Annotated in this window: 23 protein-coding genes and 1 pseudogene; 16 read left to right on the forward strand and 8 right to left on the reverse strand. The window is 64.1% G+C overall.

Annotation, left to right across the window (positions count from 1 at the left end; genetic code table 11):
* Positions 1-5: 5 nt before the first annotated feature.
* Positions 6-674, reverse strand: coding sequence for a cupin domain-containing protein (locus AC1DSA_RS10700; RefSeq protein ID WP_477888865.1), 669 nt, complete (start codon positions 672-674; stop codon positions 6-8).
* Between the two features lie 242 nt (positions 675-916).
* Between AC1DSA_RS10700 and AC1DSA_RS10705 the strand changes: the two are divergent.
* Both AC1DSA_RS10705 and AC1DSA_RS10710 read left to right on the forward strand, forming a co-directional pair.
* A pseudogene (locus tag AC1DSA_RS10705) lies at positions 917-1,203 on the forward strand (SDR family oxidoreductase); the annotation flags it as partial.
* Positions 1,204-1,311: 108 nt separating this feature from the next.
* On the forward strand, positions 1,312-2,085 hold the full coding sequence (locus tag AC1DSA_RS10710; protein ID WP_477889152.1) for a carboxymuconolactone decarboxylase family protein: 774 nt from the start codon (positions 1,312-1,314) through the stop codon (positions 2,083-2,085).
* A gap of 77 nt (positions 2,086-2,162) precedes the next feature.
* Here the strand turns inward: AC1DSA_RS10710 and AC1DSA_RS10715 are convergent, their stop codons facing one another.
* Positions 2,163-2,987: an IclR family transcriptional regulator gene (locus AC1DSA_RS10715; protein WP_477888867.1), complete on the reverse strand. Its 825-nt coding sequence runs from the start codon at positions 2,985-2,987 to the stop codon at positions 2,163-2,165.
* A 305-nt stretch (positions 2,988-3,292) separates the two neighbouring features.
* Between AC1DSA_RS10715 and AC1DSA_RS10720 the strand changes: the two genes are divergently transcribed.
* Genes AC1DSA_RS10720 through AC1DSA_RS10730 form a run of 3 tightly spaced genes read left to right on the forward strand, consistent with a single transcriptional unit; the run spans position 3,293 to position 7,836 of the window.
* Complete coding sequence (locus tag AC1DSA_RS10720) at positions 3,293-3,760, forward strand: (2Fe-2S)-binding protein (protein WP_477888869.1); 468 nt, start codon at positions 3,293-3,295, stop codon at positions 3,758-3,760.
* Positions 3,757-6,066: a xanthine dehydrogenase family protein molybdopterin-binding subunit gene (locus AC1DSA_RS10725; protein ID WP_477888871.1), complete on the forward strand. Its 2,310-nt coding sequence runs from the start codon at positions 3,757-3,759 to the stop codon at positions 6,064-6,066. Before AC1DSA_RS10720 ends, AC1DSA_RS10725 begins: the two co-directional genes overlap by 4 nt.
* Positions 6,067-6,126: 60 nt before the next feature.
* Complete coding sequence (locus AC1DSA_RS10730; RefSeq protein ID WP_477888873.1) at positions 6,127-7,836, forward strand: GMC family oxidoreductase; 1,710 nt, start codon at positions 6,127-6,129, stop codon at positions 7,834-7,836.
* 77 nt (positions 7,837-7,913) lie between these two features.
* On the opposite strand, the gene AC1DSA_RS10735 is transcribed toward AC1DSA_RS10730, so the two are convergent.
* The 5 genes from AC1DSA_RS10735 to AC1DSA_RS10755 all read right to left on the reverse strand — a co-directional run bounded on the left by AC1DSA_RS10735 (position 7,914) and on the right by AC1DSA_RS10755 (position 13,229).
* Positions 7,914-8,678, reverse strand: coding sequence for an IclR family transcriptional regulator (locus AC1DSA_RS10735; RefSeq protein ID WP_477889154.1), 765 nt, complete (start codon positions 8,676-8,678; stop codon positions 7,914-7,916).
* A gap of 102 nt (positions 8,679-8,780) precedes the next feature.
* On the reverse strand, positions 8,781-9,797 hold the full coding sequence (locus tag AC1DSA_RS10740) for a Bug family tripartite tricarboxylate transporter substrate binding protein (RefSeq protein ID WP_477888875.1): 1,017 nt from the start codon (positions 9,795-9,797) through the stop codon (positions 8,781-8,783).
* A 22-nt stretch (positions 9,798-9,819) separates the two neighbouring features.
* A complete protein-coding gene (locus AC1DSA_RS10745) occupies positions 9,820-11,184 on the reverse strand; it encodes an MmgE/PrpD family protein (protein ID WP_477888877.1) in 1,365 nt (454 codons plus the stop codon).
* 5 nt (positions 11,185-11,189) lie between these two features.
* Entirely contained in the window at positions 11,190-12,413 is a 1,224-nt protein-coding gene (locus AC1DSA_RS10750) for a CaiB/BaiF CoA transferase family protein (RefSeq protein ID WP_477888879.1), read from the reverse strand.
* Between the two features lie 24 nt (positions 12,414-12,437).
* Positions 12,438-13,229, reverse strand: coding sequence for an enoyl-CoA hydratase-related protein (locus tag AC1DSA_RS10755; RefSeq protein ID WP_477888881.1), 792 nt, complete (start codon positions 13,227-13,229; stop codon positions 12,438-12,440).
* A gap of 159 nt (positions 13,230-13,388) precedes the next feature.
* Here AC1DSA_RS10755 and AC1DSA_RS10760 point away from each other — a divergent pair, with 159 nt between their 5' ends.
* The 7 genes from AC1DSA_RS10760 (at position 13,389) to AC1DSA_RS10790 (ending at position 20,325) form a co-directional block, all read left to right on the forward strand.
* Entirely contained in the window at positions 13,389-14,627 is a 1,239-nt protein-coding gene (locus AC1DSA_RS10760; RefSeq protein ID WP_477888883.1) for a CaiB/BaiF CoA transferase family protein, read from the forward strand.
* Positions 14,624-15,853 (forward strand): CaiB/BaiF CoA transferase family protein, encoded by a 1,230-nt coding sequence (locus tag AC1DSA_RS10765; RefSeq protein ID WP_477888885.1) that lies wholly within the window; start codon positions 14,624-14,626, stop codon positions 15,851-15,853. The genes AC1DSA_RS10760 and AC1DSA_RS10765 overlap by 4 nt, the downstream gene beginning before the upstream one ends.
* A gap of 23 nt (positions 15,854-15,876) precedes the next feature.
* On the forward strand, positions 15,877-17,022 hold the full coding sequence (locus AC1DSA_RS10770; protein ID WP_477888887.1) for a thiolase family protein: 1,146 nt from the start codon (positions 15,877-15,879) through the stop codon (positions 17,020-17,022).
* A 5-nt stretch (positions 17,023-17,027) separates the two neighbouring features.
* Positions 17,028-17,453: a Zn-ribbon domain-containing OB-fold protein gene (locus AC1DSA_RS10775; protein WP_477888889.1), complete on the forward strand. Its 426-nt coding sequence runs from the start codon at positions 17,028-17,030 to the stop codon at positions 17,451-17,453.
* Positions 17,454-17,467: 14 nt separating this feature from the next.
* Positions 17,468-18,247 carry a short-chain dehydrogenase/reductase gene (locus tag AC1DSA_RS10780; RefSeq protein ID WP_477888891.1) on the forward strand — a complete coding sequence of 260 codons (780 nt, stop codon included), beginning with the start codon at positions 17,468-17,470 and terminating at the stop codon, positions 18,245-18,247.
* 1 nt (position 18,248) lies between these two features.
* On the forward strand, positions 18,249-19,730 hold the full coding sequence (locus tag AC1DSA_RS10785) for an NAD-dependent succinate-semialdehyde dehydrogenase (RefSeq protein ID WP_477888893.1): 1,482 nt from the start codon (positions 18,249-18,251) through the stop codon (positions 19,728-19,730).
* 190 nt (positions 19,731-19,920) lie between these two features.
* Positions 19,921-20,325: a GFA family protein gene (locus AC1DSA_RS10790; protein WP_477888895.1), complete on the forward strand. Its 405-nt coding sequence runs from the start codon at positions 19,921-19,923 to the stop codon at positions 20,323-20,325.
* A gap of 461 nt (positions 20,326-20,786) precedes the next feature.
* On the opposite strand, the gene AC1DSA_RS10795 is transcribed toward AC1DSA_RS10790, so the two are convergent.
* Complete coding sequence (locus AC1DSA_RS10795) at positions 20,787-21,002, reverse strand: hypothetical protein (protein ID WP_477888897.1); 216 nt, start codon at positions 21,000-21,002, stop codon at positions 20,787-20,789.
* A gap of 282 nt (positions 21,003-21,284) precedes the next feature.
* Here AC1DSA_RS10795 and AC1DSA_RS10800 point away from each other — a divergent pair, with 282 nt between their 5' ends.
* From AC1DSA_RS10800 to AC1DSA_RS10815, 4 genes are read left to right on the forward strand one after another with little or no spacing between them, the layout of a single operon-like run.
* On the forward strand, positions 21,285-21,878 hold the full coding sequence (locus tag AC1DSA_RS10800; protein WP_477888899.1) for a hypothetical protein: 594 nt from the start codon (positions 21,285-21,287) through the stop codon (positions 21,876-21,878).
* 23 nt (positions 21,879-21,901) lie between these two features.
* Complete coding sequence (locus tag AC1DSA_RS10805; protein ID WP_477888901.1) at positions 21,902-22,264, forward strand: Rap1a/Tai family immunity protein; 363 nt, start codon at positions 21,902-21,904, stop codon at positions 22,262-22,264.
* A gap of 24 nt (positions 22,265-22,288) precedes the next feature.
* Positions 22,289-23,803: a hypothetical protein gene (locus tag AC1DSA_RS10810; protein WP_477888902.1), complete on the forward strand. Its 1,515-nt coding sequence runs from the start codon at positions 22,289-22,291 to the stop codon at positions 23,801-23,803.
* 49 nt (positions 23,804-23,852) lie between these two features.
* Positions 23,853-24,041 (forward strand): hypothetical protein, encoded by a 189-nt coding sequence (locus AC1DSA_RS10815; RefSeq protein WP_477888904.1) that lies wholly within the window; start codon positions 23,853-23,855, stop codon positions 24,039-24,041.
* Positions 24,042-24,070 lie beyond the last annotated feature (29 nt).

A 24,070-nucleotide genomic window follows, 5' to 3' on the forward strand; every position in this document is an offset into this window, starting at 1 on the left:
CGGCCTCAAAAAGTTGGAGGAGTGTTCACCCACACCACCACTGCTTCGTGGTCACCGGGATTCCTGTACCCGTGAGGAAGATTGGAGTGGAAGAAAAACGAATCTCCCTCCCCCACTTTCTGTGTATCGCCGTCGACGGTGAGCTCCAATTCACCACTGATGACGTATCCCAACTCTTCCCCTTCGTGCTGAATCCAGCCGTCTGTTGAGCCTTTGGGCGCAACGCGGTGGATGTTCGCTTGGAGCAACGCTGCCTCTGGATTGGCCACCAGGCGCTCCAGCTTGATCCCGGGTCCGCGGCGAAGATGGTCCACTTCTATCAATGGCCGATCGCCGGCACGCATGATCGTGATGGGACCCGCATTCGCGTCCCGCTGCGAGAAAAGCGCGGCCATGTTGATCTCAAGGATCGCAACGATCCGGTGGAGCATCCTCAAAGAGGGGTTGACCTTCTCGTTTTCCACCTTGGACAAGAAGCTTTCGGTGCAGCCCGCCAAGGCTGCTACCTGCTTCAGGCTCATTCCTTTCGTGCGGCGCGCATGCCGCAGGCGGCTGCCAAATTGGCCACTCGATACATGCGCCGGCTGGGGTGAGCGGAGCTGGAAGGGCACGGCAGAACTTGCCTTCAGTACCTCGGCGTCGACTGTGCGATCAGGGCGACCTGCTTTTTTCACTTGAGATGCTGCGGAATTCGCAGCATTGTTGCAAGTCTTGTTCCCGTCAGTCAAGTAGCTTGCTTAGATGGACAGGCAACCCCTACGCCCTCGGCCGTCGGGATGCTGCTGTCGCACCAGCTCGCGATTCATTCCAATAAAGTGCAAGGGGATTTCGGACAAGGGCTGCGGTGGCACCGTCCTCCCCCACCGTTGACATGGTCCATGTTCCGTACAAAGGGGGCGGGCCGGCGCTGAACGCCGCCGTCTACTGCGCCACGAAGTTCGCTGTCCGGGCCCTGACCGAAGGGCTCCGCCAGGAAACCAAGCCGTACAACATCCGCACCACACTCATATCGCCTGGTGCGGTGACCACCGAGCTCCTCGACCACATCAGCGAGGAAGACGTCCGGTCGGCGAACCAGTCGTATGTCGGCAAGGTCGGCATCCCCCCGAAAGCTATGCACGCATGGTGGCATTCGCCATCAGCCAGCCCGAAGACGTGGATGTCAACGAGATCGTGTTCCGGCCCACGCAACAGGAGCTGTGAGCGGCCCCGGCTCGAACTGGTGATCACCATGAACAGATGAAGACGAGATTCCGAAGTTCCTGCGCTGGATGGCCGCAGTGGTTTTCAACGGGATGGAGAAAGTCAGCGATGAACAATACAACGCGCGTTGATCCGACGAAGCACCTCGCATGCATCGTGGCCGCGGCCACGATGCTCGCGGCCTCTGCGCTGCATCCGGCAGCGGCCCAGCAGGGCACAGGCAGCCAGCAGCCCGCAGCGATCGCCCAGCAGTCGCTCTCCTTGAAGCAGCAGGCCGCCGCTCCGATCGCCGCCGCTACGGCCGTGGGCGACATCCCCCGGCTCAACCAGGCTCTGAACCAGGGCCTGGACGCCGGCCTCACCCTGAGCGAGACCAAGGAAATCCTAGTGCAGATGTACGCCTACACCGGCTTCCCGCGCAGCCTCAATGCGCTTGGCGAACTGATGAAGGTGGTGGACGCGCGCAAGCAGCGCGGCGTGCGGGATGCGCCAGGGCGTGAGCCCGGCCCGGTCCCCAAGGGACAGGAACTGCTCGAACTCGGTACTGCCAACCAGACGAAGCTGGTTGGCGCGCCCGTGCGTGGACCGCTGTTCGAGTTTGCCCCCCTCATCGACGAGTACCTGAAGTCGCACCTGTTCGGCGCCATGTTCGCACGCGACAACCTCGACTGGCAAAGCCGGGAACTCGCCACGGTTGGCGCGCTCTCGGCGCTGCCTGGCGTCGAGTCGCAGCTGCAATCGCATATCGCGTTCAGCATGAACGTCGGCCTGACCGCGGCACAACTGCGCCAGCTGGCAGACGGTCTGGCGCAACGCGGCCATGCCGAAGCGGCTGGACGCGCGCGGGTTGCGGTCGCGCAGGTCGAAGCGACAAGGAAGTGACGGCTGCCATGAACGAACAGGAGGCCGGCGAATTCATCGACGGTTTGGCCAGCCTCTTTTCCCCATCGCCCGGGTCACTAGGCAACCAAACGTCTGACTGCGTCGCAGTGCTCGCGAAGTAGACGACAGCGTTCATCCAGGTTCTTGCCAGTCAGCCGGCCTACCAGGGTCGAAACACTCAAGGCAGCGATCGGCTTTCCGTGGGCGTCCACGATCGGCATGCCTATCGCCCGGATCCCTTCGTAGCCGGGCAGATCCCGCAGCGAATAGCCCAGCTCCTTCGCCTTGAGGACCCGCGCGACGAGAGCCCTCGGATCGCTTTCACCATAGTTGGCGAAGCGCTCGGCGTTTGCCCGGATGACCCGACGTATTTCGTCTTCGGGATACGCCGACAGCAACGCCATGCCGCTCGCCCCCACCCCGAGCGGACGACGGTCGCCGATCGCCAGAGTGAAGATCTTGACGGGCGAATCACCCTCGCGCCGGTCGAGGCAAACCGATTCGTCGCCGCTCCTCACGACCAGGAACGTGGTGTCGCGCGTCAGGGATGAGAGGCTGCTGAGAACGGGCTCGCATAACTCCTTCAGGCCAAATCGATGGCCGGCCGCGAGTCCGAATTCATAAACGGTCTGCCCAAGAAAGTACCTCTTTGAATCGGGGTCCTGGGTCGCCATCGACTCTGCCACGAGCGAGCGCAGCATCCGGTGCACCGTAGGTTGCTCCAGTTTCAGGGACTGGACCAGGTCCGACAAGCGCGCGCCCTCGCGGTTTCGCGCCGCCAGCTCGCGCAGGATCATCACAACCCGCTGAATGCTCTGGGTTCCCGCCGGAACCGCAGCCTTTCTACCCGTGCCCTTGGGATCTTGACCTGACATGCGTTGAAGCCTTCCATCGGCCGCCATCGTAGCCGGTCACTCCCCCGGGCTCCGGACGCGACCCCCGCGGCGCGTCCAGTCTCGCGCTCGTCTCCTGAGCCCATATAGTGGACTTATGAAAACCCACAATGTGGATAAAAGGCAAAATAAAGTACCCGAACAGGGCACTTCTCTCTTGTCGTACGCATACGGAATTCCCATACTCGCCTCCGATCAGCCAAGAATATCTAAAGTCCACATCATGGGCTTTTTTTGGATGAGCTCGCTGGTTTTCGATGACTGGTAGGAGCACGCGCGCGCTGCACGCATGCGTCCAGAAAGGAGACATCTCTTTGACGAATCTGAATATCAACGGCCGTGCATTGCAGGTCAGTTCCCCAGCGGACACGCCACTCCTGTGGGTGTTGCGTGACGAACTCGGGATGGTCGGCACGAAGTTCGGCTGCGGGGCGGGGCTGTGCGGCTCCTGCACCGTGCACGTGGAGGGGGAGCCCACACGCTCCTGCATCACTCCCATCTCCGCCGCTGCGGGCAAGCGTGTTTCGACGATTGAGCATGTCGAGACTGACGGTCTGGGAGCAGCCGTCCAGGCAGCCTGGCTTGCACTTCGTGTGCCGCAGTGCGGCTATTGCCAGGGCGGGCAGATCCTGGCCGCCGTCGCGCTGCTCAAGCGCGTGCCGGACCCGAATGATCGCCAGATCGATGAAGCAATGAACGGCAATCTCTGCCGCTGCGGAACCTACACCCGGATCCGGTCAGCCATCAAGCAGGTTGCGGCCCAACGCAGGAGCAGGGCATGAGCACCGCAACGCCAACTCCCGCTTCGTCGTCCCATCCCACCAGGCGCAGCCTACTCAAGGGCGTGGCGGCCGGCCTCGCGCTGGCCGTTGCCCCCAGTGGCGAGGTGTACGCGCAAGCCGCGGCGCCGACACCACCGCCGAAGTACGGTGGCGATCGCATGCCTGGCGGCGTGGTCGACAACCCCCTAGTTTTCGTGAGCATCGCGACGGACGGCATCGTCACGGTCGTTTGCCACCGCCAGGAAATGGGCCAGGGGGTTCGCACCAGCATCCCGATGGTCGTCGCCGAGGAGCTGGAAGCCGACCTTGCGCGGGTTCGCGTGACGCAAGCCCCGGGCGACGAGAAGAAGTACGGCAACCAAAACACGGATGGTTCGCGCAGCATGCGGCATTGGACCGAACCGTTGCGGCGCGTCGGGGCAGCAGCGAGGACCATGCTGGAAGCAGCGGCCGCCGCGCGCTGGGCAGTGCCGGCCTCGGAAGTGCAGGCGGTGAACCATGAACTCGTGCACCGGCCCTCGGGACGCAAGCTCGGGTTCGGCGAAGTGGCCGCTGCGGCGTCCGCCCTACCGGTCCCCGCCCGGGACACGCTGAGGCTCAAGGCTCCGGCCCATTTCCGCTACATCGGGAAGTCCGACATTCCCTTGATCGACGGCCCGGACATCGTGCGGGGGAGCGCGGCGTATGGCATCGACACTCGGCTTGACGGCATGGTGTATGCCGTCATGGCCCGCCCGCCCGTCGTGGGTGGCCGGCTGAAGTCCTTCAACGCCCAAAAGACGCTCCAGGTGCCGGGCGTCATCCGCGTGATCGAACTGAAAAGCACGCCTCTGCCGGCGGCGCACCACCCCTTAGGCGGTGTCGCCGTGGTGGCCAACAACACCTGGGCGGCCATCAAGGGGCGCGAAGCCCTGGTGCTCGAGTGGGAGCACGGGCCCAACGCCGCGTACGACTCGGAAACCTACAAGCTCACGCTTGAAAAGGCGGCCCGCACGACGTCGAAAGCGGCGCGCGACGACGGCGACACGATGGCGGCGCTCGCCCGCGCCCCGCGTCGTGTCGAGGCCGAATACTACTTGCCGCATCTTGCACACGCGACGATGGAGCCTCTCGTTGCCACGGCGCGCATCGTCGACGGCCAGTGCGAGATCTGGGCGCCCGTGCAGGCGCCGCAAGGAGCGCGGGACAACGTCGCGGCGCACCTGGGCGTCAAGCCTGAGCAGGTGACGGTCAATGTCACGTTGCTGGGTGGCGGCTTCGGCCGCAAGTCGAAGTCGGACTTCGTGTCGGAGGCCGCCTTAGTCTCCAGGGAGATGGGCGGCAAGCCTGTCAAGTTGCAGTGGACGCGCGACGACGACCTGCGGCACGGGTATTACCACGCGGTGGCCGTGGAGCGGCTGGAGGCGGCGCTGGACGATCAAGGCAAACCGGTGGCCTGGCTGCACCGTTCTGCCGCGCCTTCCATCGGCGCGACCTTCTCGCTCGAAAACAAGATGCTGCGGCCCCTGGAGATGGGGATGACCGCCATCAACGTGCCGTACGCCATTCCGAATGTGAGGGTCGAATCCCCGGAAGTGGCGGCACACACCCGCATTGGATGGTTCCGGTCGGTCTACAACATTCCGCACGCTTTCGCCGTCCAATGCTTCATCAACGAGCTCGCGGTCGCGGCGCGGCGCGACCCGAAGGACTATCTGGTCGAGCTTCTCGGGCCCGACCGGCGCATCGATCCGCGGATCTTCGCCGATCAGGTCAACTACGGCGAGTCGCCTGAGCGCTACCCGATCGACACCGGGCGGATGCGACGCGTGATCGAGCTGGCGGCAGCGGGCGCCCGCTGGGGCCGGCGCCTGCCCAGGGGGCGCGGCCTGGGCATCGCGGTCGCGAACACCTTCGTGAGCTACACCGCGGCGGTGATCGAAGTCGAAGTCGATGCCAAAGGAGGCCTTCGCATCCTTGGCGTGGACATCGCGATCGACTGCGGGCCGCACGTCAACCCGGACCGCATCCGGTCGCAGCTGGAAGGCTCCGTGATCATGGGCCTCGGCCTTGCGATGCACGGGCAGGTCACCTTCAAGGACGGCAGCGTCCAGCAGAGCAACTTCCACGACTACGCCCTGCCCAGGCACGCGGAAGCGCCGCGCGAGATCCGTTGTCACCTGACTCCATCTGACCATTCCGTCGCGCCGGGAGGCGTCGGGGAGCCCGGACTGCCACCCGTGGCACCGGCGCTTTGCAACGCGATCTTCGCCGCCTCCGGGACCCGCATCCGCCGGCTGCCCATCGGCGACCAGCTGGCGATCTGAGATTCCCCATGCGCGGCGAGGCCGCACTAACCCACTGACCCGGAAAGAAGGAGACAAGCAATGGACCGCAAATTGCAACGTGGCGAAGAGATCAACGCACTGGTCGACGCCGCCTACCGTGGCCGCATCAGCCGCAGGACCTTTCTGCAGGGGCTCGCATCGCTCGGCATCGCGACCGCCTCGGCGTACGAAATGTCCGAGCACGCCGCGCTCGCCCAAACCAACCAGGCCGCGCAAAATGCCAACCTGAAGGCCGAATACGACTACATCGTGGTCGGGGCCGGCGCCGCAGGCTGCGTGATGGCGCATCGCCTGTCGCAGGGCGGCAACGCCAGCGTGCTCGTCATCGAAGGCGGCGGCACCGACATCGAGCAGGAGCGCATTTCCGGGCCGCTGCAGTGGCCCACCAACATCGGCGCAGACACGGACTGGCGCAACAACACCGTGCCCCAGGCTCACCTCGGCAACCGCGTGATTCCCGTGCCGATCGGGAAGATCATCGGAGGGGGATCCAGCATCAACGCGATGATGTGGCTCCGGGGCGACAAGGCTGACTTTGACGAGTGGGAAGCCTTGGCCGGTCCGGATTGGGGTTTTACTTCCATTGCCGGCCGGTTCAAGAGGCTCGAGCGGTATGCGGGCGGCGAAAGTGAATTCCGGGGCGGCTCGGGCCCGATCCCGACCCAAACCACCGCGCTGTCGCACCCGGTGACCCGGGCCATGATCGAAGCTTCGAAAGAACAGGGCATCCCCGAAAAGCAGAACATCAACGGCAGCGCAAGCATGCTCGGTGCGAGCCAAACGGACCACAACATCGCCAACGGGCGGCGCTTTTCCGCTGCTCACGCTTTCCTGCTGCCCGCGCTGGCGCGCAGCAATCTCACCCTGCTCTCGGGAACTCCGGTCTGGAAACTCGACATCGTCAACGGCAAGTGCCGGGGCGTGGTGACGACGGTTGCCGGCCAGGAACGCCGCTTCGCCGCGGCGAAGGAGGTCGTGCTCTGCGCGGGCGCCATCCACTCCCCGAAAATCCTGATGCTGTCTGGCGTGGGGCCCGCCGACCATCTTCGCAAGCTCGGCATCGCCGTCGTTGCGGACCGGCGGGAGATCGGTGCGAACCTGCAGGATCACGTCCTGACCCGCATCTACTTCCGGTCCAAGGCAAAGATGCCCGCTTTCGAGGGCACCGGTGTCTCGGGGACGACATATCTCAAGTCGAGCGCATCGCTGGCCGGGCCCGACATCCAGATTCTCGGGCGGCAGAACGTCTTCGGTTCGCCGGACATCAAGTTTGACGAAGGCTTCGCGGTCATGCCGGGGCTGATGAAGCCCAAGAGCCGCGGTAGTGTGCGCCTGACTGGCGCCGACCCGGCCTCTCCGTTGCTGGTCGACCCCAATTACCTTGCCGAGCAGGCAGACATCGACACGTACGTGCGTGGCATGGAGATGGGCATCGCCATCGGCAATTCCAGGGCGTTCTCCGACATGCGCCTGGACCAGTTCAGCCTGCGTGGTGCTGGGAAGGCCGAGATCGCCGACTTCGTGCGCAAGACCTTCGTGACCTACTTCCACTACGCCGGCACGTGCGCGATGGGCAAGAACGCGTCCGCGCCGGTGGACGAGGCGCTCCGGGTACGTGGCGTGGATGGGTTGCGGGTCGTGGACGCGTCCGTCATGCCGACGCTTCCTTGCAGCAACACGCACGCACCGGTGCTCGCCATCGCGAACATCGCGGCGGACTTGATGCTGGGCAGCCGCCGTCAGGCCTGAGGGGCGTCCCAACTTCCGGAGCGACCGGACAGAGGCAGGACGCTTCGGCTTCCCCAAGGAGGGGAAAGCCGAAGCGATCACGTCCCACGCGATACGAGGCGGGCAATGGCTTCGCAGTGTTGGTGCAGAAGCTGGCGTCTCTGCTCGAAGTTCTCACCAGTCAGGCGCGCGACGAGCGTGGAAATGCTCAGCGCACAGATCGGTCTTCCTTGCGGATCCACCACGGGCATCCCGATTGCGCGAATGCCCTCATAGCCTGGCAAGTCCCTCACCGAATAGCCGCGGGCCTTCGCCTCGAGCACGCGCTCCATCAAGCCGGCAGGATTTCTTTCGCCGTAGTTGGCCAGGCGCTCCCGGTTCGACTCGATCGCGCGTCGAACTTCCTCCGCGGGATAGGCAGACAGCAAGGCCATGCCACTAGCCCCCACGCCGAGCGGCCGCCGGTCGCCCACAGCGAGCGTAAAGATCTTGACGGGGGATTCACCTTCACGTCGGTCCAGGCACACCGATTCGTCGCCGCTCCTCACCGCCAGGAATGTGGTGTCCCTGGTGCGCGACGACAGGCTGCTCAGAATCGGTTCGCACAGCGACTTCAAGCCGAACCGATGGCCTGCCGCAAGACCGAGCTCGAAGATGGCCTGTCCGAGATAGTATCTTTTTGTCTCGGGATCCTGGGTCGCCATTTGCTCCGCCAGGAGTGAGCGCAGCATCCGGTGCACGGTGGGTTGTTCCAGCTTGAGGGAGTGGACCAGCTCGGATAGGCGTGCACCTTCCCGGTTGCGCGAGCCGAGCTCGCGCAGGATCATCACGGCCCGTTGGATGCTCTGCGTACCCCCTGGCATCGCAGGGGACGGGCCGGCACCGCTATGGCGATCCGGCCCTGGGAGGCGATGACGGCCCCCCGGAACATCGTCGCGGATGGGCACCCTTGCCTCCCTCGAAGATCAGTCCAGAGTAATGTTGGCGGTCTTGCTCACACGCGTCCACTTCGCGAGTTCGGCCTTCAGGAACGCGGCCGCCGCGTCGGGCGTGTTCCCCACGCCGAACGCGCCCATCTTTGCAAAGCGCTCCTTCATCTCGGGGGTGGGAAGGATCTTCGCGATCTCGGCATTGAGCCTGTTGACGATGGCTGGCGGGATGCCGGCCGGCGCCACGACCATGAACCAGGTTTCCGCTGTAAAGCCCGGGAGCCCTGCTTCGGCAAAGGTCGGCAGGTCGGGCATGTTGGCAAGGCGCTGATCGCTAGCGACCGCCAGCGGCTTCAGCCGGCCCGACTGCAACTGCGAGTCGATCGTGACCCGGCTCAACAGGCCGAAGTCAGTTTCGCCGGTGACGAGCGAAAGGACAGCGGGGCCGCCGCCTTTGTATGCGATGTGCTGGGTCTTAACGTTGGCTTGCATATTGAACAACTCGCCCGCGAGGTGGTTCGGGCCGCCGGCACCGGACGAGGGATAGTTCAACTTGCCGGGGTTGCTCTTCGCGCGGGCGATGAGTTCGGCGAGCGACTTGATGGGACTGTCAGACTTGACCGCCGCCAGCAGCGGCGTGCGTGCGACGAGCGTCACGGGCACGAAGTCGCGGTCAGGGTCGTATGGCAGCTTCGGATAGAGCCCCGGCGCCATCGCGAGGCTGCCTACCTCGCCCATCATGATCGTGTAACCATCGGGGGCCGACTTCGCGACGATGTCGCTTCCCACGGTGCCGTTGGCTCCCGCTCTGTTGTCGATGACGACGGGCACGCCCAGCGCTTCGCCGAGCTTCTGGCTGATGGAGCGGGCGACGACGTCGGTCGAGCCGCCCGCGGCAAAAGCGACAACCATGCGGATGGGCCGGTTTGGGTAGGCCGCTTGCGCAGCGGCCTGCGTCGCCATGACTGCAGAGGCGAGCGCTGCGGCGAGGACACGCACCAACTTGAATGTTTGACGGCCAGGTAACGAGGCCGCGGTGGAATTGGATTTCATGAAAGTCTCCTGGGGTTGATGGTTAAGAGCGGAGGTCCAGCACATCGCCGACGCGGGGGCAGCGCTCGAGCGACCGCAGATTACTGATCAATGTGTCGGCCGAGTCCGCGCCCATCGGAACGGCGGCGTGGGTGAAGGCGCTTCGCGCCTTTGCGAGAATCTCGGCTTCAGGCAGCGGGTCGCCCGGCGTACCCGGCGGTACCTGAACGGTGATGGAATGCCCGCCCTTGCCACGCCAGCGCACATCCAGTCGCGCCGGGCCGAAACGCTCCGCGCTTTCGTCCAAGCGAACTTCGACGCGGGCCGCGAGATCCAGCACGCCGGCGTCGAGCACGGCCGCCGGCTCGATGTCGCGGGGCTCGAAGCGGCCGCGCACCAGCGCGCTCGCAACCGAATAGCGCACGTTGAACTGAGCGCTCACCTGGGGGTTGTCGCCCGGAACGAAGGGCGCTCCAGTGAGCCGGTGCATGAAAGGCGAGATCGTGACCAGCACGCTTTCGATGTCAGCCGATTGCGCGCCGGTTTCGGAGCACAGCCGGAGCGCTGCTTCGATCGGCGTGTGGTTGCACATGCAGCTCGCGTACTTCTTGAAGGTCATTCCGAGCGAGTCATAGCGGTCGCCGAGTTCCCCAAGGAAATCGGCATCCAGCTGCGTATAGAGCGTGTCGATCCCCGCAAGGCCTTCCAGGGGCTGCGTCGGACCCGTCACGCCTGCTTCGGCGAGAAGGGCCGCCTCGACACCCTGTCGCGCCGCATACGCGGTCTGCAGGCGCTTCGTGAGGCTGCGCTCCAGCAACGGCTGCTGCGTTCCGGAGGCTTGGCTGAGGGCGATTCCCATCGCATGCAGGGCCTGCGCCTCTGTCAAGCGAAGGAGATTCGCCGCTGCCGCGGCGGCGCCGAATGCTCCGAACACCGACGAGTAGAACCACCCCGGTGCGCTTCGCGCGGCGAGGCCCAGGCGAACCATCAATTCGCCACCCGCCACCAGCGCGGCTATCAGCTCGGCGCCTGATGCGCCGCGGACTTCCGCGAGCGCCATCACCGCCGGCAGTACGACGCCGTCGCTGTGAACGTTGGCTCGCTCATGGAGCGTGTCGAAGTCGAGCGCCGCCGCCAGCATGCCGTTCACGAAGGCCGCTTGCGTTGCCGGCAGCCGGTCGCCAAAGCACCAGACGCGCGACTGCGGCGCGCCACCGGTGTCGGCGATGACCCTGCGCACCTGGTCCACGGACTCCGCCTTCGAGCCGGCCCACGCCACCCCGAGCGTGTCGACAATCTGCAGCTTCGCCGCCTCGGCGATCTCGCCGGGCAGGTCCTCGAAGCGCAGCGCCGACACCCATCGCGCGAGCGTGCGCGTCGTGTCCGAAGGGAGCCTGGTACCACCCATGGCGCTCAGATCACTTCCTTGTCCGCGAGCTGGACGAGCATGGCGTCGTCGGCGCCGGCGAACTCGCGCAGGACCTCGCGAGTGTGCTGACCGAGCAAGGGCGGAGCGCGACGGTAGGTCGGAGGGGTCACCGAGAGCTTGGCTGGGTTGCCCAGCAGGGGCACCTTTCCGATGGTGGGGTGGTCCATCTCCATCCGCATCCCGCGATGGCGGACATGCGGATCCTTGAACACCTGGCTGATGTCGTTCACCGACCCGCAGGGGACGGCGCGCGCGCTCAGCGTGTCCACCCAATGCGCGACGCTCTGCTGCTTGAACAGCTCCTCGAGGAGGGGGATGAGCGCGTCGCGGTTCTGCTTGCGCAGGCGGTTGGTTTCAAAGCGCGGGTCCGTGCCGATCTCGGCGCGACCAAGGCCCTGCATGAGCTTGCGGAACTGATCGTCGGTGCCGACTGCGAGCACGAGCTGCCCGTCCGCACAGTGGAAGGCTTGCGCAGGCACCATGTTGCGGCTCTTCAGTCCCAGGCGCTTCGGGGTCTCGCCCAGCTGCAGATGACGCAGGATCTCCACGGGCAGTAGCGACATGCTCGTGTCCAGCAGCGCGATGTCGATGTACTGGCCCTCACCGGTGCGCTCACGATGCATGAGCGCGGCCAGCATGGAGACGGTGGCGTACAGTCCCGCCGAGAAGTCGCTCACCGGCATGCCCGTCTTCTGCGGCCCACCCCCGGGAACATCGTCCGGCTCCCCGGTGATGCTCATGATGCCGCTCATGGCCTGCAGCACGGAGTCGTAGCCCGCGCGATCCCGGTACGGCCCGTCTTGGCCATAGCCGGTCACCGAGCAGTACACGAGGTCGGGCTTGATCTTCTTCAGATCCTCGTAGCCCAGGCCATAACGCTGCAGCGTGCCGACCTTGTAGTTCTCGATCACGACGTCGCAATGGGCCACCATCCGGCGAATGAGGTCCTGGCCCTCCTTGCTGCCGATGTCGATCGTCACCGACCGCTTGTTGCGGTTCGCGGCAAGAAAGAACGGGCATTCCTGCGTTTCCTTCCCGTCCGGCCCCTTCAAGAAGGGCGGGCCGTAGTGGCGCATGTCGTCACCAACTTTGGGCCGCTCGACCTTGATCACGTCCGCGCCGAAATCGGCCAGCATCTGCGCCGACCACGGCCCGGCCAACTGGCGGCTCAGGTCGAGCACACGGATGTGCGAGAGAGGTGCTTTCATCGATGTCTCCAGGTTCGGGAAAGGTCAGCGCGGCTTCAGGAAGCGGCGGAAGTTCGGCTTGCGCTTCTCGGCGAATGCGCTCGTGCCCTCCTTCTGCTCGGTGGACCAGAAGTCGGGGGCGACCATCTGGCGGCGATGCGAGTCGTTGTGGCCGAAGAGGTATTCGAACTCGGCGACGAAGGCGGCCTTGATGACGCGCAGCACCGTGGGGGACGCGCTCAGGAGCTCCTCGCACCAGCGATCGACTTCCGCGTCCAGCTGATCGGCGGGCACGACTGCGTTGACCAGGCCCATGTCCATCGCCTGATTGGCGGTGTAGCGGCGGCACAGCATCCACATCTCTCTCGCGCGCTTGTGGCCGATGATCTTCGACAGATAGCTGGGTAGCGGACTCGCCGGCACGCTGCCGACGCGAGGACCGTTCTGGCCGAACGTGGAGTTCTCGGACGCAATCGTGAAGTCGCAGTAGTAGGCCAGGTGGTTGCCGCCGCCGATGGCATACCCGTTCACGCGCGCGATCACGGGCTTGGGGCAGCGCGAGATCGTCACGTGGAGCATGTACGGCTCCAGCAGCGTCCGCTCCTTGCCGCCCTTGGCTTCCCAGCCGACGTCCCCACCCGCGCAGAAGGCTTTGTTCCCCGCACCCGTTAGGACGATCACACCGATCGTCGGATCGGCGCCGGCGTCCTCGAACGCCAGCGTGAGCTCATTGAGCGTGTCACCGGTGAAGGCGTTGTACGACTTGGGGCGGTTGATGGTGATGCGAGCGATGTGATCACGGTGCTCGACGAGGATGTCCTTGTATTCGCGGGCCATGGCTGGTTCCTGGTGGTTTCGACGTTAGTCCACGATGTGGGCTTTATTGTCGGAGGTTCTCCGTCAACGGAACGGAGAATAGCAAGAGCGACCTTGCATTGCAAGGGTAACACCGCTAGACTCCGCCTCAATCGCTCCTCGCCATCGGAACTCCACACTATGGACTCACATCAAAACCAGCCGACAGCCGCTCTGACCGGGCTGCGGGTGCTTGACCTTTCGGGCCCGCTGGGCAACTACGCCGGCAAGCTCTTCGCTGAATTGGGCGCCGACGTGGTGCTGGTCGAGCCGCCGCAGGGCTCCGCGCTGCGTCACCAGCCCCCTTATCTCGACGACACGCCCGGTATAGAGGCCAGCTTGGCCTTCGCGTACCACAACACCAGCAAGCGCGGCATCACGCTCGACCTCAAGCTGCCGATCGACCAAGACAGCCTGCGTTCGCTCGTGGCCACTGCCGACCTGGTTATCGAGACGGCCGCACCAGGCACGATGGCCTCCCGCGGCCTCGACTACGACACGCTGGCCAAGCTGCGCCCCGGGCTGGTGATGCTCAGCATCACGCCCTTCGGGCAGACCGGTCCCTATGCGCAGTACCAGGCAGAAGACATCGTGGCGCTCGCGCTCGGCGGCTTTCTCTCGCTGGGCGGATACCCGGACAGCGCGCCGATGCGCGTCCATGGCGACCAGGCCATCCTGTGCGCCAACATGTACGGCGCGGTCGCCGCGATGATTGCCCTGACGCAGGCCGAACTCACGGGGCGTGGCGAGCACATCGATGTGTCGATGCAGGAAGCGGTTGTCCTGGCCATGGAGAACGCCATCCAGTTCTATGACCTGGAAGGTACGGTCCGCAAGCGCTGGGCCGGCGAGCAACGTTTCGCGGGAACGGGCGTCTATGCCTGCAGCGACGGCTATGTGTTCCTGATGGCCGGCGGCATCGGCGCCAACCGGTTCTGGGAGCGTACGATCAAGTGGTTCGCCGACGAAGGGATGGCGGGCGTCGAGGAGCTCTCGCTGCCGAAGTGGCAGCAGGTGGAATACCTGCAGTCCGATGAAGCGAAGCGGCGCTTCAACGAACTCTTCATTCCCTGGGCCGCGCCGCGCTCGAAGGCGAACCTGTATCACGCGGGTCAGGCGCGCCAGATCCCGATCGCCCCGGTAAACACGCCCGCGGACATCCTGGAGAACCCGCAGCTGCGCAGCCGAGGTCACTTTGTCGATGTTGTCGGCGCCGTGGCGGGTCGCACACTTCGGATGCCCGGGGCGCCTTACAAGTTGTCCGGCACGCCTTGGCGCGTGCAACGCCCGGCGCCGCGCCTGGGCCAGCACAACGAAGAAGTCTGGCGTGAAGCGGGGCGCGGTGCCACCGTTGCCATCGCCGCGGAGGCGAGCCTGTGAAGACCGATTCCGAACTCCCGCTGTCCGGCATCCGCGTTCTCGACTTCTGCTGGCTGGGCGCAGGCTCCTACTGCACAAAGTTGTTGGCCGACATGGGCGCGGATGTTATCAAGGTCGAGAGCGCCGCCCGCCTGGACTCCTTACGGCTCGCTCCGCCCTACAAGGACGGCGCCTCTGGCGTGAACCGCAGCGGCTACTTCGCCGACCGCAACACGAGCAAGCGGAGCATCACGATCGACATGAAGCACCCGCGCGCACTGGCGATCGTGAAGCAGCTGCTCGAGGACAGCGACGTCATCTCGAACAACTTCACCCCCGGCGTCATGCAGAAGTTCGGGCTCGGATACGACGACGTTCGCAAGGTGAAGCCGGACATCATCTATCTCGCCATGTCGATGGCTGGCTCCGAAGGGCCCGAGCGCTCCTACCTCGGCTACGGTGCGAGCATGGTGTCCCTCACCGGGCTGCACGAACTGAGCGGCCTGCCCGAACGCGAACCGGCGGGCACGGGAACCAACTATCCCGACCACATCCCGAATCCCTGTCACGCTGCCTTCGCGCTGCTGGCCGCTCTGCGTCACCGCCGGCGCACCGGGGAAGGCCAATTCATCGACCTGGCCCAGGTCGAGCCTACCGTGGCCCTTTTGGGCCCCACGCTCCTGGACCTCACCGCAAATGGCCGCGTGCAGCAGCGCCAAGGCAACCGCCATGCAGCGATGGCGCCGCACGGTGTCTACCCTTGTGCCGGGGAAGACCGTTGGATCGCGATTGCCGTGCGGGACGACGAGGGGTGGTTCCGACTTCGCGAAGCACTGGGCCGCCCACCGTGGGCCCTGGACTCTCGCTGGGACCGGGCGCAAGCGCGCATCGCGCATGCGGACGAACTCGATGACTGGCTCGCGCAAGCCACGCGACCGCACGATGCGACGTCTCTCATGGAGAAGTTGCAGGCTTCAGGTGTGTCGGCTGGAGTGGTACAGGACGCCTCTGACGTCGTCGAGCGCGATCCGCAGTTGGCACACCGCGGACACTGGGTCTCCCTGGAGCATCCCGAGATGGGTCCGGCGCTGTACAACATGCCGCCCTTCCGCTTTGCCGGCACCCCGGTGCAGGTGCGCAGCGCGGCGCCTCTGCTCGGCCAACACACACGCGAAGTCTTGCGCGAACTGCTCGACTTCAGCGAAGAACTGTACGACGAACTGGTCGCTGAGCAGGTCCTTCGCTAGCGCGAGAAACTTAAGGAACACCTATGCACCCACTTCGCGACAAGACTGCCATCGTCGGCGTTGGCGCCTCGCCGCAAGGCAGGCTGCCGGGCTCCACCCCCCTCACCCTGGCCGTCGAAGCCTTCAAACGTGCCCTGGACGACTCGGGCCTCCGCAAGGAGCAGATCGACGGCCTCATGACGATGGCGGGAACGACATCGCCGGAAGGCCCGCTCAACTACCTGCGCGTGGGCGAGACCCTGGGCATCGATCCCCGATTCACGGGGACCTTCAACATGGGCGGCGGCACCGCCGGCGCCCTCCTCCAGCAAGCGGTGCTGGCGGTCAATGCGGGGATGGCCAACTACGTGGCCTGCGTCTTCGGCGACACCGCCGCCACGGGCGGCTACCGATTCGACCGCGCCTCCGGCTGGGGAGACTCCTGGGGAATCTGGGGCTTCCAGGCTGCCGCGGGCAACAGCGCCATCACGGCTAGCCGCCACATGGCCCTGTATGGCACCACGAGCCGGCAACTCGGCGAGATCGCCGTCGCCTGCCGTTATCACGCGTCGCTCAATCCCAATGCGGTGATGCGCACCCCGATCACGGTCGACGATCACCAGGCATCGCGCTGGATCGTCGAGCCATTGCACCTGCTGGATTGCTGCCTGATCTCCGACGGTGGCGTCTGCGTAATCGTCACCACGCGAGAGCGGGCCCGCGACCTCAAGCAATCCCTGGTCCTGATCTCCGGCATCGGGCAGGCCTACACCACGCGCAACCTCGACAACCCGGACTGGTGGTACGTGCCGCACCAGAAGCTGGCGATCAACGACGCTTATGCCATGGCAGGCGTCGGACCGCGCGACATCGACGTCGCGCAGCTCTACGACAACTTCACGAGCAGCGTGCTCCTGTGGTTCGAGCACGGCGGCTTCTGCAAGGTGGGGGAGTCAGGCGCCTTCGTGGAAAACGGCCGCATCCGCCTCGGCGGCGAGCTTCCGATCAACACGGCGGGCGGCAACCTGTCGGAATCGTACATGGAGGGGTGGCTCCACATCGTCGAGGGCGTGCGCCAGATGCGAGGGGAATGCGGGCCACGACAAGTGGCCGGCGCCGAGGTCTGCCTCGTCACTGGACGCGGGCGGGAACTGAACACCGCTAACGCCAACATCCTGAGGAAGGGCTGATCGCCATGGACGAATACCTAAAGCCCCTGCCGACACTCAACGACAGCAACCGGCCGTTCTGGGATGCGGCCAGGGAAGGCCGTCTCGCGATGCAGCAGTGCAGCGCGTGCGACCACATTCGCTTTCCCGTCAGCCACGTCTGCCCCAGGTGCCTGGCGTATGAGCACCAATGGCGGACACTGAGCGGGCGCGGAACCATCTTCTCCTATGTCATCTACCACCAGGTCTACAACCAGGCATTCAAGCAGGACGTGCCCTACAACGTGGCCATGATCCAGCTTGAGGAAGGCCCGCGCATGTTCAGCAACATCGTCGAAGTTCCCAACGACGTGCCGAAGATCGGCGACGAAGTCCAGGTGGTCTTCGAAGCGGTGACACCCGAAGTCTCGCTCCCGCGCTTCCGTTTGCGTGTCGCTCCGCAACGAATCTGAGAAAAGGTATCGACATGGATCTCGAACTGAGGGGCAAGAGAGCCCTGATCACCGGCGCCTCCAAGGGCATCGGGCGCGCCATTGCGCTGGAGCTCGCCAAGGAAGGCTGCCAAGTTCACCTCGCCGCGCGCGGCCGTGCGGAACTGGAGGCGCTCTCCGAAGAGATCGCGAAGACCGGTGCGCCCCGTCCCATCATCCATCCTTGTGACCTCGCCATGCGGGGCAGCCCGGCGGCACTCGCCGAAGAATGCGGCGACCTCGACATCCTCGTGAACAACGCGGGAGCGATTCCTCGGGGAACAGTCGAAATCATCGCAGAAGACCGTTGGCGCCAGGCCTGGGATTTGAAGGTCTTCGGCACCATCGACCTGAGCCGCGCAGTCCTTTCGCGCATGAAAGCCAGCCGAAGCGGCGTGATCGTGAACGTGATCGGCATGGCCGGCGAACGTAACTCCGCCGAATACATCGTCGGGTCGACGGGTAACGCGGCCCTCATGGCCTTTACACGCGGGGTGGGAGGCGCCTCGATGGACGACGGGATCCGGGTCGTCGGCGTCAATCCAGGCCCCGTGAACACCGAGCGGATGGAGTCGCTTCTGCGCCAGCAGGCGATCGAGAAGTTCGGGAATGGCGAGCGTTGGCGAGAGGTCCAGGACACCAGCAAGCTTCCCGCCGGCCGTGCCGCGACGGCACGGGAAATCGCGGATGTCGTGGTATTCCTCGCCTCGCCACGCGCCAGCTACGTCAGTGGCACGGTCGTTTCGGTCGACGGCGGGAAGGCTTACCGTGTCTGAGGTGGCTTCCACACTCGAGCTTGATGACATTTCCCTCCTGCGCGAGCAGTGCCTGATCGGAGGGGAATGGATTCCGGGCACCGAAACCATCGAAGTTCGCAACCCCGCCACGCATCGACTCGTCGCGCGCGTGCCCAGGCTGGGCAGCGACGCCACCCGGGTGGCCATCGAGAAAGCGAACCGCGCACTGCCGGCGTGGCGGCGCCTGACCGCCAAGGCACGCGCCGAGATCCTGCGGCGCTGGGCCGACCTGATGCTCGCTCATCGCGAAGATCTGGCGCGCATCATGACGGCCGAACAGGGCAAACCGCTCGCCGAAGCGCGCGGTGAGATCGCCTACGCGGCTTCTTTCCTGGAGTGGTTCGCGGAGGAAGGCAAGCGGGTGTACGGTGAGACCATTCCATCTCCGGCAGACGGGCAGCGGATCGTGGTGCTCAAGGAGGCCGTCGGCGTCTGCGCAGCCATCACACCCTGGAACTTCCCGGCGGCGATGATCACCCGCAAGGCCGGCCCCGCGTTGGCCGCGGGCTGCACCATGGTGCTGAAGCCCGCGTCGCAGACGCCATTGTCGGCCCTGGCGCTGGCGGCGCTCGCGGAGCGCGCGGGGATACCCCCCGGTGTCTTCTCGATCGTTACGGGCGCTGCGTCGCAGATCGGCGCCGAGCTGTGTGCCAACCCGCTCGTTCGCAAGCTCAGCTTCACGGGCTCCACGGAAATCGGCCGGCAGCTCATGGCCCAGACGGCCGCGACCGTCAAGAAGGTATCGATGGAACTGGGGGGCAACGCGCCCTTCATCGTGTTCGAAGATGCCGACCTCGATAGCGCGGTGGAAGGCGCGATCGCGTCCAAGTTCCGCAACGCAGGTCAGACCTGCGTATGCACGAACAGGATCTACGTGCACGGAAGTGTCTACGCTGAGTTCTCAAGGCGCCTCACGATCGCTGTGCAGGGACTGAGAGTCGGGGACGGCTCGGAGGAGGGCGTGAAAGTCGGGCCCCTAATCGACGAGAGCGCTGTGCGCAAGGTCGAGGAGCACATTGAAGATGCCCTGCGACATGGCGCGACTGTTCTCACCGGCGGGCGGCGCCATTCCCTTGGTGGCACATTCTTCGAGCCGACAGTGCTTGGGGGCGCAACGGACGAAATGGCCGTGGCGAGCGAAGAGACTTTCGGTCCCGTCGCGCCGCTGTTCCAGTTCGACACGGAACAGGAAGTCCTCGCACACGCCAACAACACCGAATTCGGCCTGGCCTCGTACTTCTACACGCGCGACCTCGCGCGAGCTTGGCGAGTCGCCGAGGGTCTGGAACACGGAATGGTTGGCGTGAACACCGGGTTGATTTCCAATGAGGTGGCTCCCTTTGGAGGCATCAAGCAGTCTGGCGTGGGGCGGGAGGGGTCCCGCCACGGGATCGACGAGTACCTTACGTTCAAGTACGTGAACTTCGCAGGTATAGCAGACCCCGCTATGGTCTTATCGTGAGGAAGTCACTGTGCGCAGACGCTCTTTGCTGGCGCCAGTTGATGGCAATCCAGGGTCCGGAAATCAAGTTCAGGGTGGCCATTGCGTGGGGCGACTGACTGACCGGCATACACATGGAGGAGCGGCAGCGGATGCTGCGCGAGCACTGCGATGCCCCCAGCCGAGCCGCTTAGCCTCTCCGGTCAGGAGCATGAGAGTTCACGGACACTGCCATTGCGGGAAGATCAGGTATGAAGCGGAGGTGGATGAGACCCGCGTCAATCTTTGCAACTGCACCGATTGCCAGGTGATTACCGGAAGCGCCTTTCGTGTTTCAGTGCCTGTAGATCACGACCAGTTCAAGCTCTTGTCGGGGACGCCACGGCTTTATGTCAAAACTGCAGAGAGCGGAACCCGGCGGCGACACTACTTCTGCGCAGACTGTGGTACCCCAGTCGCAGCCACAGCGGATCTTGACGATCCGCCCGCATGGACGCTTCGAATCGGGTGTCTTGAGGAGCGTCCTTTACTTCCGCCACGGTCGCAGACTTGGTGCCGATCCAGTATGCCCTGGTTGAACGAGGTCGCTTCCCTCCCTTGGCGCGAGACGGGCTGACCTCAACTGCCCCAGGGGCTGATAGGTCGGAGTAGGAGGCAGCTGAATCGCTACGCCAACCGCGTGCCCGGCCGCGCTTTTCCTTGCCGCAACGCACCTGCTACCCCCCTCATCTACCCCATAGCAGATGCTCTGAGCGCGTGGTTGCGACCAGAGCCTGCGCTTGGGACTTTATTCGGAAAATCCGCCTGCTCGCGCTTGGACCAACGTATGCCGACTTCCAACGCACAAACCGACCCGCTGCAAATGAGTCCCGTGCCGCCGAATACGTCCGCCGCCAAGATGCGCCGTGCTTCTCGATGCCGGTCTTTACCGAGTGGCAGGGCGAAGGAGAGGGGCGAGTATTAATGCCTGACCCACAGGTGCATTTCCACGCAGGCAGCTTCTACGCGCACCCGGCCACGATCCAACGAGAAGGATTGCGGCTCGCCCGAACTGCGTCAGGCGCCGCAGCCGGACGGCTAGGCGCCTTCCGTTTCGTTTATCTCTGCCAAGCGCCGCCGTTCGAGAATCTCGGCGTCCGGCGATGGCCGTACAAACCCGCCGATCCACCAAGCCGCTAGGATCGTGACTGCGCCGTTAAATGGCTCCCGTATGACGACGCAGACACCGAGCGTGAGGAAGCCTATTAACAAGATCGCCACGTGGGCATACATGCGGAACAGAGTGGACGTCATGCGGGTTCCCCTTCGGGTAGCCTAGGCTGAAATGGTCTCACAGATCTGGTTGGTAGGGGTGCCGCTCAGGACGACCGAGCCATGGCACTTGCCAGCGGCACGGTTTCGATCCACTGAAGGCCGGCCGCGGCGGCTGCCGCGATCTCGGGCTCAATTCCGTCTTAGGCATTAACCAAAAAGAATGCGCCGAGCCGCGGCTTCCGCATGGCGCGGGTGAGCCCTTTTGCGCTGTTGGCATTCCGTGCTGTGCCCGTTAACCTGCATGGCCAATCAGGAGGCTGTATGGAAGCTGCCGAAGACGCGCTCGATGCGCGCCTCGTTGAGTATTTTCAAGCGCGCTACGCGAGTTTGGATGACGAGGAGCTCGCCGAACTAGCGGGGAGACGTGACACTCTTGCCGACGAAGCGGCAGCGGCGCTTCACGCCGTTCTCAGCACAAGAGGACTTTCTGTCTCCCAAGTGCCTCCTCAAGATCACGAGGGCGTTGCAGTTACGGGTCTCGAAGCAGCCGACCTGCCAATCGAGAAGCAGGTCCAACTCGCGAAGGATCTGTGGGGCAGCGGCATATCGAGAGCAGGCCAGATGCTGTGGCTTCTTGCTTTGGGCGGAGTGGGAGGACGATTGGCAAAACAGCTACCGAGCTTTGGTAGCGATCCGGGACCTGCCTTCGCGAGTGCAGTTTTTGCAGGAGGGCTAATGGCCGCATTTGCCTTCGGCGATTACCGCTTCGGCAGATACTGCACGCGAGAAATCTGCGCCAACGGCGATAAGCCAATCGCTGAGCGCCGCAGCATGTTGCGATGGTTCGCCGTGGCTGTAATTCCCGCCTTCTTGCTCTTGCACATCGTAGTCGGCGCTGCCCTGGGACGCGTGTGACTCGCCGCACACCCCAGCCTCCCATGCCAGTCACCCTAGCGAAACTTGAAGTGAGATTACTCGCGATCGCCATCGCATTGGCTTGTTCATCTGCGCACGCACTCACTGGCAATCAGCTGTACGAGCTCATCGAGGAGGAACCCAAGTCGCTTGCGGCGGCGGCGTACGTGGCAGGGCTGACGGATGGTATTGGCTTTTCTCAATACGCGGCTGGAGAGAACAAAATCGCCTTGCGGTCACCTTTCATTTGTCTTCCGCCCGGATCTCAAGTCCGTCAGGCCTACGACATTATCAAAGCGTACTTGGCTGAGAATCCTGCCCAGCGTCACTTAGATGCGGGCTCCCTTTCTGCCTTGGCGTTAAGTATGGTTTGGGGCTGTAGGTAGGACGGACAGGTCGAAGCGAAGCCGATGAAAAGAACAAAGCAGCGAATGGCGCGCAGAATTCCCGAGAACCACAAGGCCACGTCACGTCCCGCGGCCGCACCATCAATCACGGTTCGCCTGGAACGGTCGAGCATTCACCCCGGGCAAGCGGTCAAGGTCTACGCGCGGTGTGAGCCGCAGGGCGCGTACACAGCACTGGACGCCGTGGTGTTCACCACCGGCTTCAACTCTGAACAGGTCACGGCCGCATGGGGCGACGTCAGTTGTGCCGATGGCGAGTACTCGACAGAGCTGCAGCTGAAGACATTCGCAGGGGTCCGCCTAAAGCCTGCCGTGTACGAAATTCGGGCCGTTAGGCTAAGTTCGTCAAGTGCAGCTGACGCAACTAAGCGCGAATGGCGTCCGCAAGGACGGCACGACCGCATTTTCCTTGAGGTATCAGAAAGCCCGCGCGAGGTATCCGCGTCGGAAGTTGCGGCCGAGGTCGCTTCAGCAGAACGAGTGGCACAGGAACAATACCTTCGGCCTGTGCGCGCCGCGCCGGAACATCCGGACGATCGCAAGTTCACCGCATATGTTTTCGTTCAAGGCGTTTTGATCGGCAATGCGTACCACTCAGGCAATTTCAGTTTCGGTCCTTTGAGTGTCGGAGTCGAAACACGGGACGCGTGGAAGATTGTGAACGGCTTCCTGCGAGATCAAATTGGCATTCCAGTACCGCTCCCCTATCCTCCGGAACTTGAGAAGCAAGCCCGATTAGATAATCCGGTTTCTGTTTTCGAATTCCCCTGCCTGATTGCCGCTGCCCCTGAACAGGCTCGCGACTATGCACATAAACAGACCCAGATCGCGCTTCTCGGGCTCGCTCTGACACGTAGCGCCAGCGGCACAGTGTTTCACGTTACCGTCTTGGATGCTGATCGCGGTCGCCAATCGCATTACGTCATTCCTCGGCACTACGCGGGGAACATTCTTCGAGGACCGCTCGGCGGAGATAGCCCACGCGAATTCGAACAGCTCATGGCCGGTCTTCGCGAAGACCCAATCAATCAGTTTCTCGTCAACAACTTCAGGCAGGCCTTAGCGGAGCCTGTTCCCGATTTTCAATACCTGCGTTTCTGGCAGCTTCTTGAAATCATGACCGAGCTGAGGGGTTACAGATCGTCCGATCCGTTGCTCACTTACTCTGGAGACCCAATGCTCGACGCCAGAGGGCAATCAACCTTGGGGCAAGCCTCTGTGAATCGGGTGTTCACGCTCCTTCGCGAATGTGAAATCGCAGACCACCAAACCGCTTGGCAGCAGACAAATACTTGGTTCGCGCTTCGGACAGCAGTCGCCCATCACGGGGCTGTCCATAAATACGGATCACTGTCGCGTGACGACGTTCGGGAGTGGGCGGAAAAGGCGCATGAGCGCGCGACCGCGACCGGTCAAGATTCTTTCCTACTAGAACTGCGTTTCACCGTCGAACATTGCCTTCGACGCAAAGTGCAGGGAGTTGCCCCCTGGCAATCACAGGCGGCAGTGCAAGCTTAGACGACACCCGCTTCTCTGGCGCGCCAGGCAGCAGCTGTCGGGGGTACCTTTGGACGACGACGACGTGATGCGCGCGCGCCACGCGTACTTCGACGCTTTCGGCAATGAGGGCCCTTACCCGTACGGGTTCGGCGACGAGTTCCTTGGCGCAACGCTTCGCGCCGCCGTGGAGTGTGGCCAGCCGATCGCCGACGACTTCGAGTGGTACCCGGACTTGCCGAACGCCGCCGTCGCATAGAGGATCTGGCATCCCGCGCTATGAATCCA

The sequence above is a fragment of the Ramlibacter sp. P4_H7 genome, assembly GCF_056400765.1.

Coding starts and splice junctions, on each gene's coding strand:
- AC1DSA_RS10710 (WP_477889152.1), top strand. CDS start 1,312: ATGAACAATACAACGCGCGTTGATCCGACGAAGCACCTCGCATGCATC.
- AC1DSA_RS10715 (WP_477888867.1), bottom strand. CDS start 2,987: ATGGCGGCCGATGGAAGGCTTCAACGCATGTCAGGTCAAGATCCCAAG.
- AC1DSA_RS10725 (WP_477888871.1), top strand. CDS start 3,757: ATGAGCACCGCAACGCCAACTCCCGCTTCGTCGTCCCATCCCACCAGG.
- AC1DSA_RS10730 (WP_477888873.1), top strand. CDS start 6,127: ATGGACCGCAAATTGCAACGTGGCGAAGAGATCAACGCACTGGTCGAC.
- AC1DSA_RS10735 (WP_477889154.1), bottom strand. CDS start 8,678: ATGCCAGGGGGTACGCAGAGCATCCAACGGGCCGTGATGATCCTGCGC.
- AC1DSA_RS10740 (WP_477888875.1), bottom strand. CDS start 9,797: ATGAAATCCAATTCCACCGCGGCCTCGTTACCTGGCCGTCAAACATTC.
- AC1DSA_RS10745 (WP_477888877.1), bottom strand. CDS start 11,184: ATGGGTGGTACCAGGCTCCCTTCGGACACGACGCGCACGCTCGCGCGA.
- AC1DSA_RS10750 (WP_477888879.1), bottom strand. CDS start 12,413: ATGAAAGCACCTCTCTCGCACATCCGTGTGCTCGACCTGAGCCGCCAG.
- AC1DSA_RS10755 (WP_477888881.1), bottom strand. CDS start 13,229: ATGGCCCGCGAATACAAGGACATCCTCGTCGAGCACCGTGATCACATC.
- AC1DSA_RS10760 (WP_477888883.1), top strand. CDS start 13,389: ATGGACTCACATCAAAACCAGCCGACAGCCGCTCTGACCGGGCTGCGG.
- AC1DSA_RS10770 (WP_477888887.1), top strand. CDS start 15,877: ATGCACCCACTTCGCGACAAGACTGCCATCGTCGGCGTTGGCGCCTCG.
- AC1DSA_RS10775 (WP_477888889.1), top strand. CDS start 17,028: ATGGACGAATACCTAAAGCCCCTGCCGACACTCAACGACAGCAACCGG.
- AC1DSA_RS10780 (WP_477888891.1), top strand. CDS start 17,468: ATGGATCTCGAACTGAGGGGCAAGAGAGCCCTGATCACCGGCGCCTCC.
- AC1DSA_RS10790 (WP_477888895.1), top strand. CDS start 19,921: ATGAGAGTTCACGGACACTGCCATTGCGGGAAGATCAGGTATGAAGCG.
- AC1DSA_RS10795 (WP_477888897.1), bottom strand. CDS start 21,002: ATGACGTCCACTCTGTTCCGCATGTATGCCCACGTGGCGATCTTGTTA.
- AC1DSA_RS10800 (WP_477888899.1), top strand. CDS start 21,285: ATGGAAGCTGCCGAAGACGCGCTCGATGCGCGCCTCGTTGAGTATTTT.
- AC1DSA_RS10805 (WP_477888901.1), top strand. CDS start 21,902: ATGCCAGTCACCCTAGCGAAACTTGAAGTGAGATTACTCGCGATCGCC.
- AC1DSA_RS10810 (WP_477888902.1), top strand. CDS start 22,289: ATGAAAAGAACAAAGCAGCGAATGGCGCGCAGAATTCCCGAGAACCAC.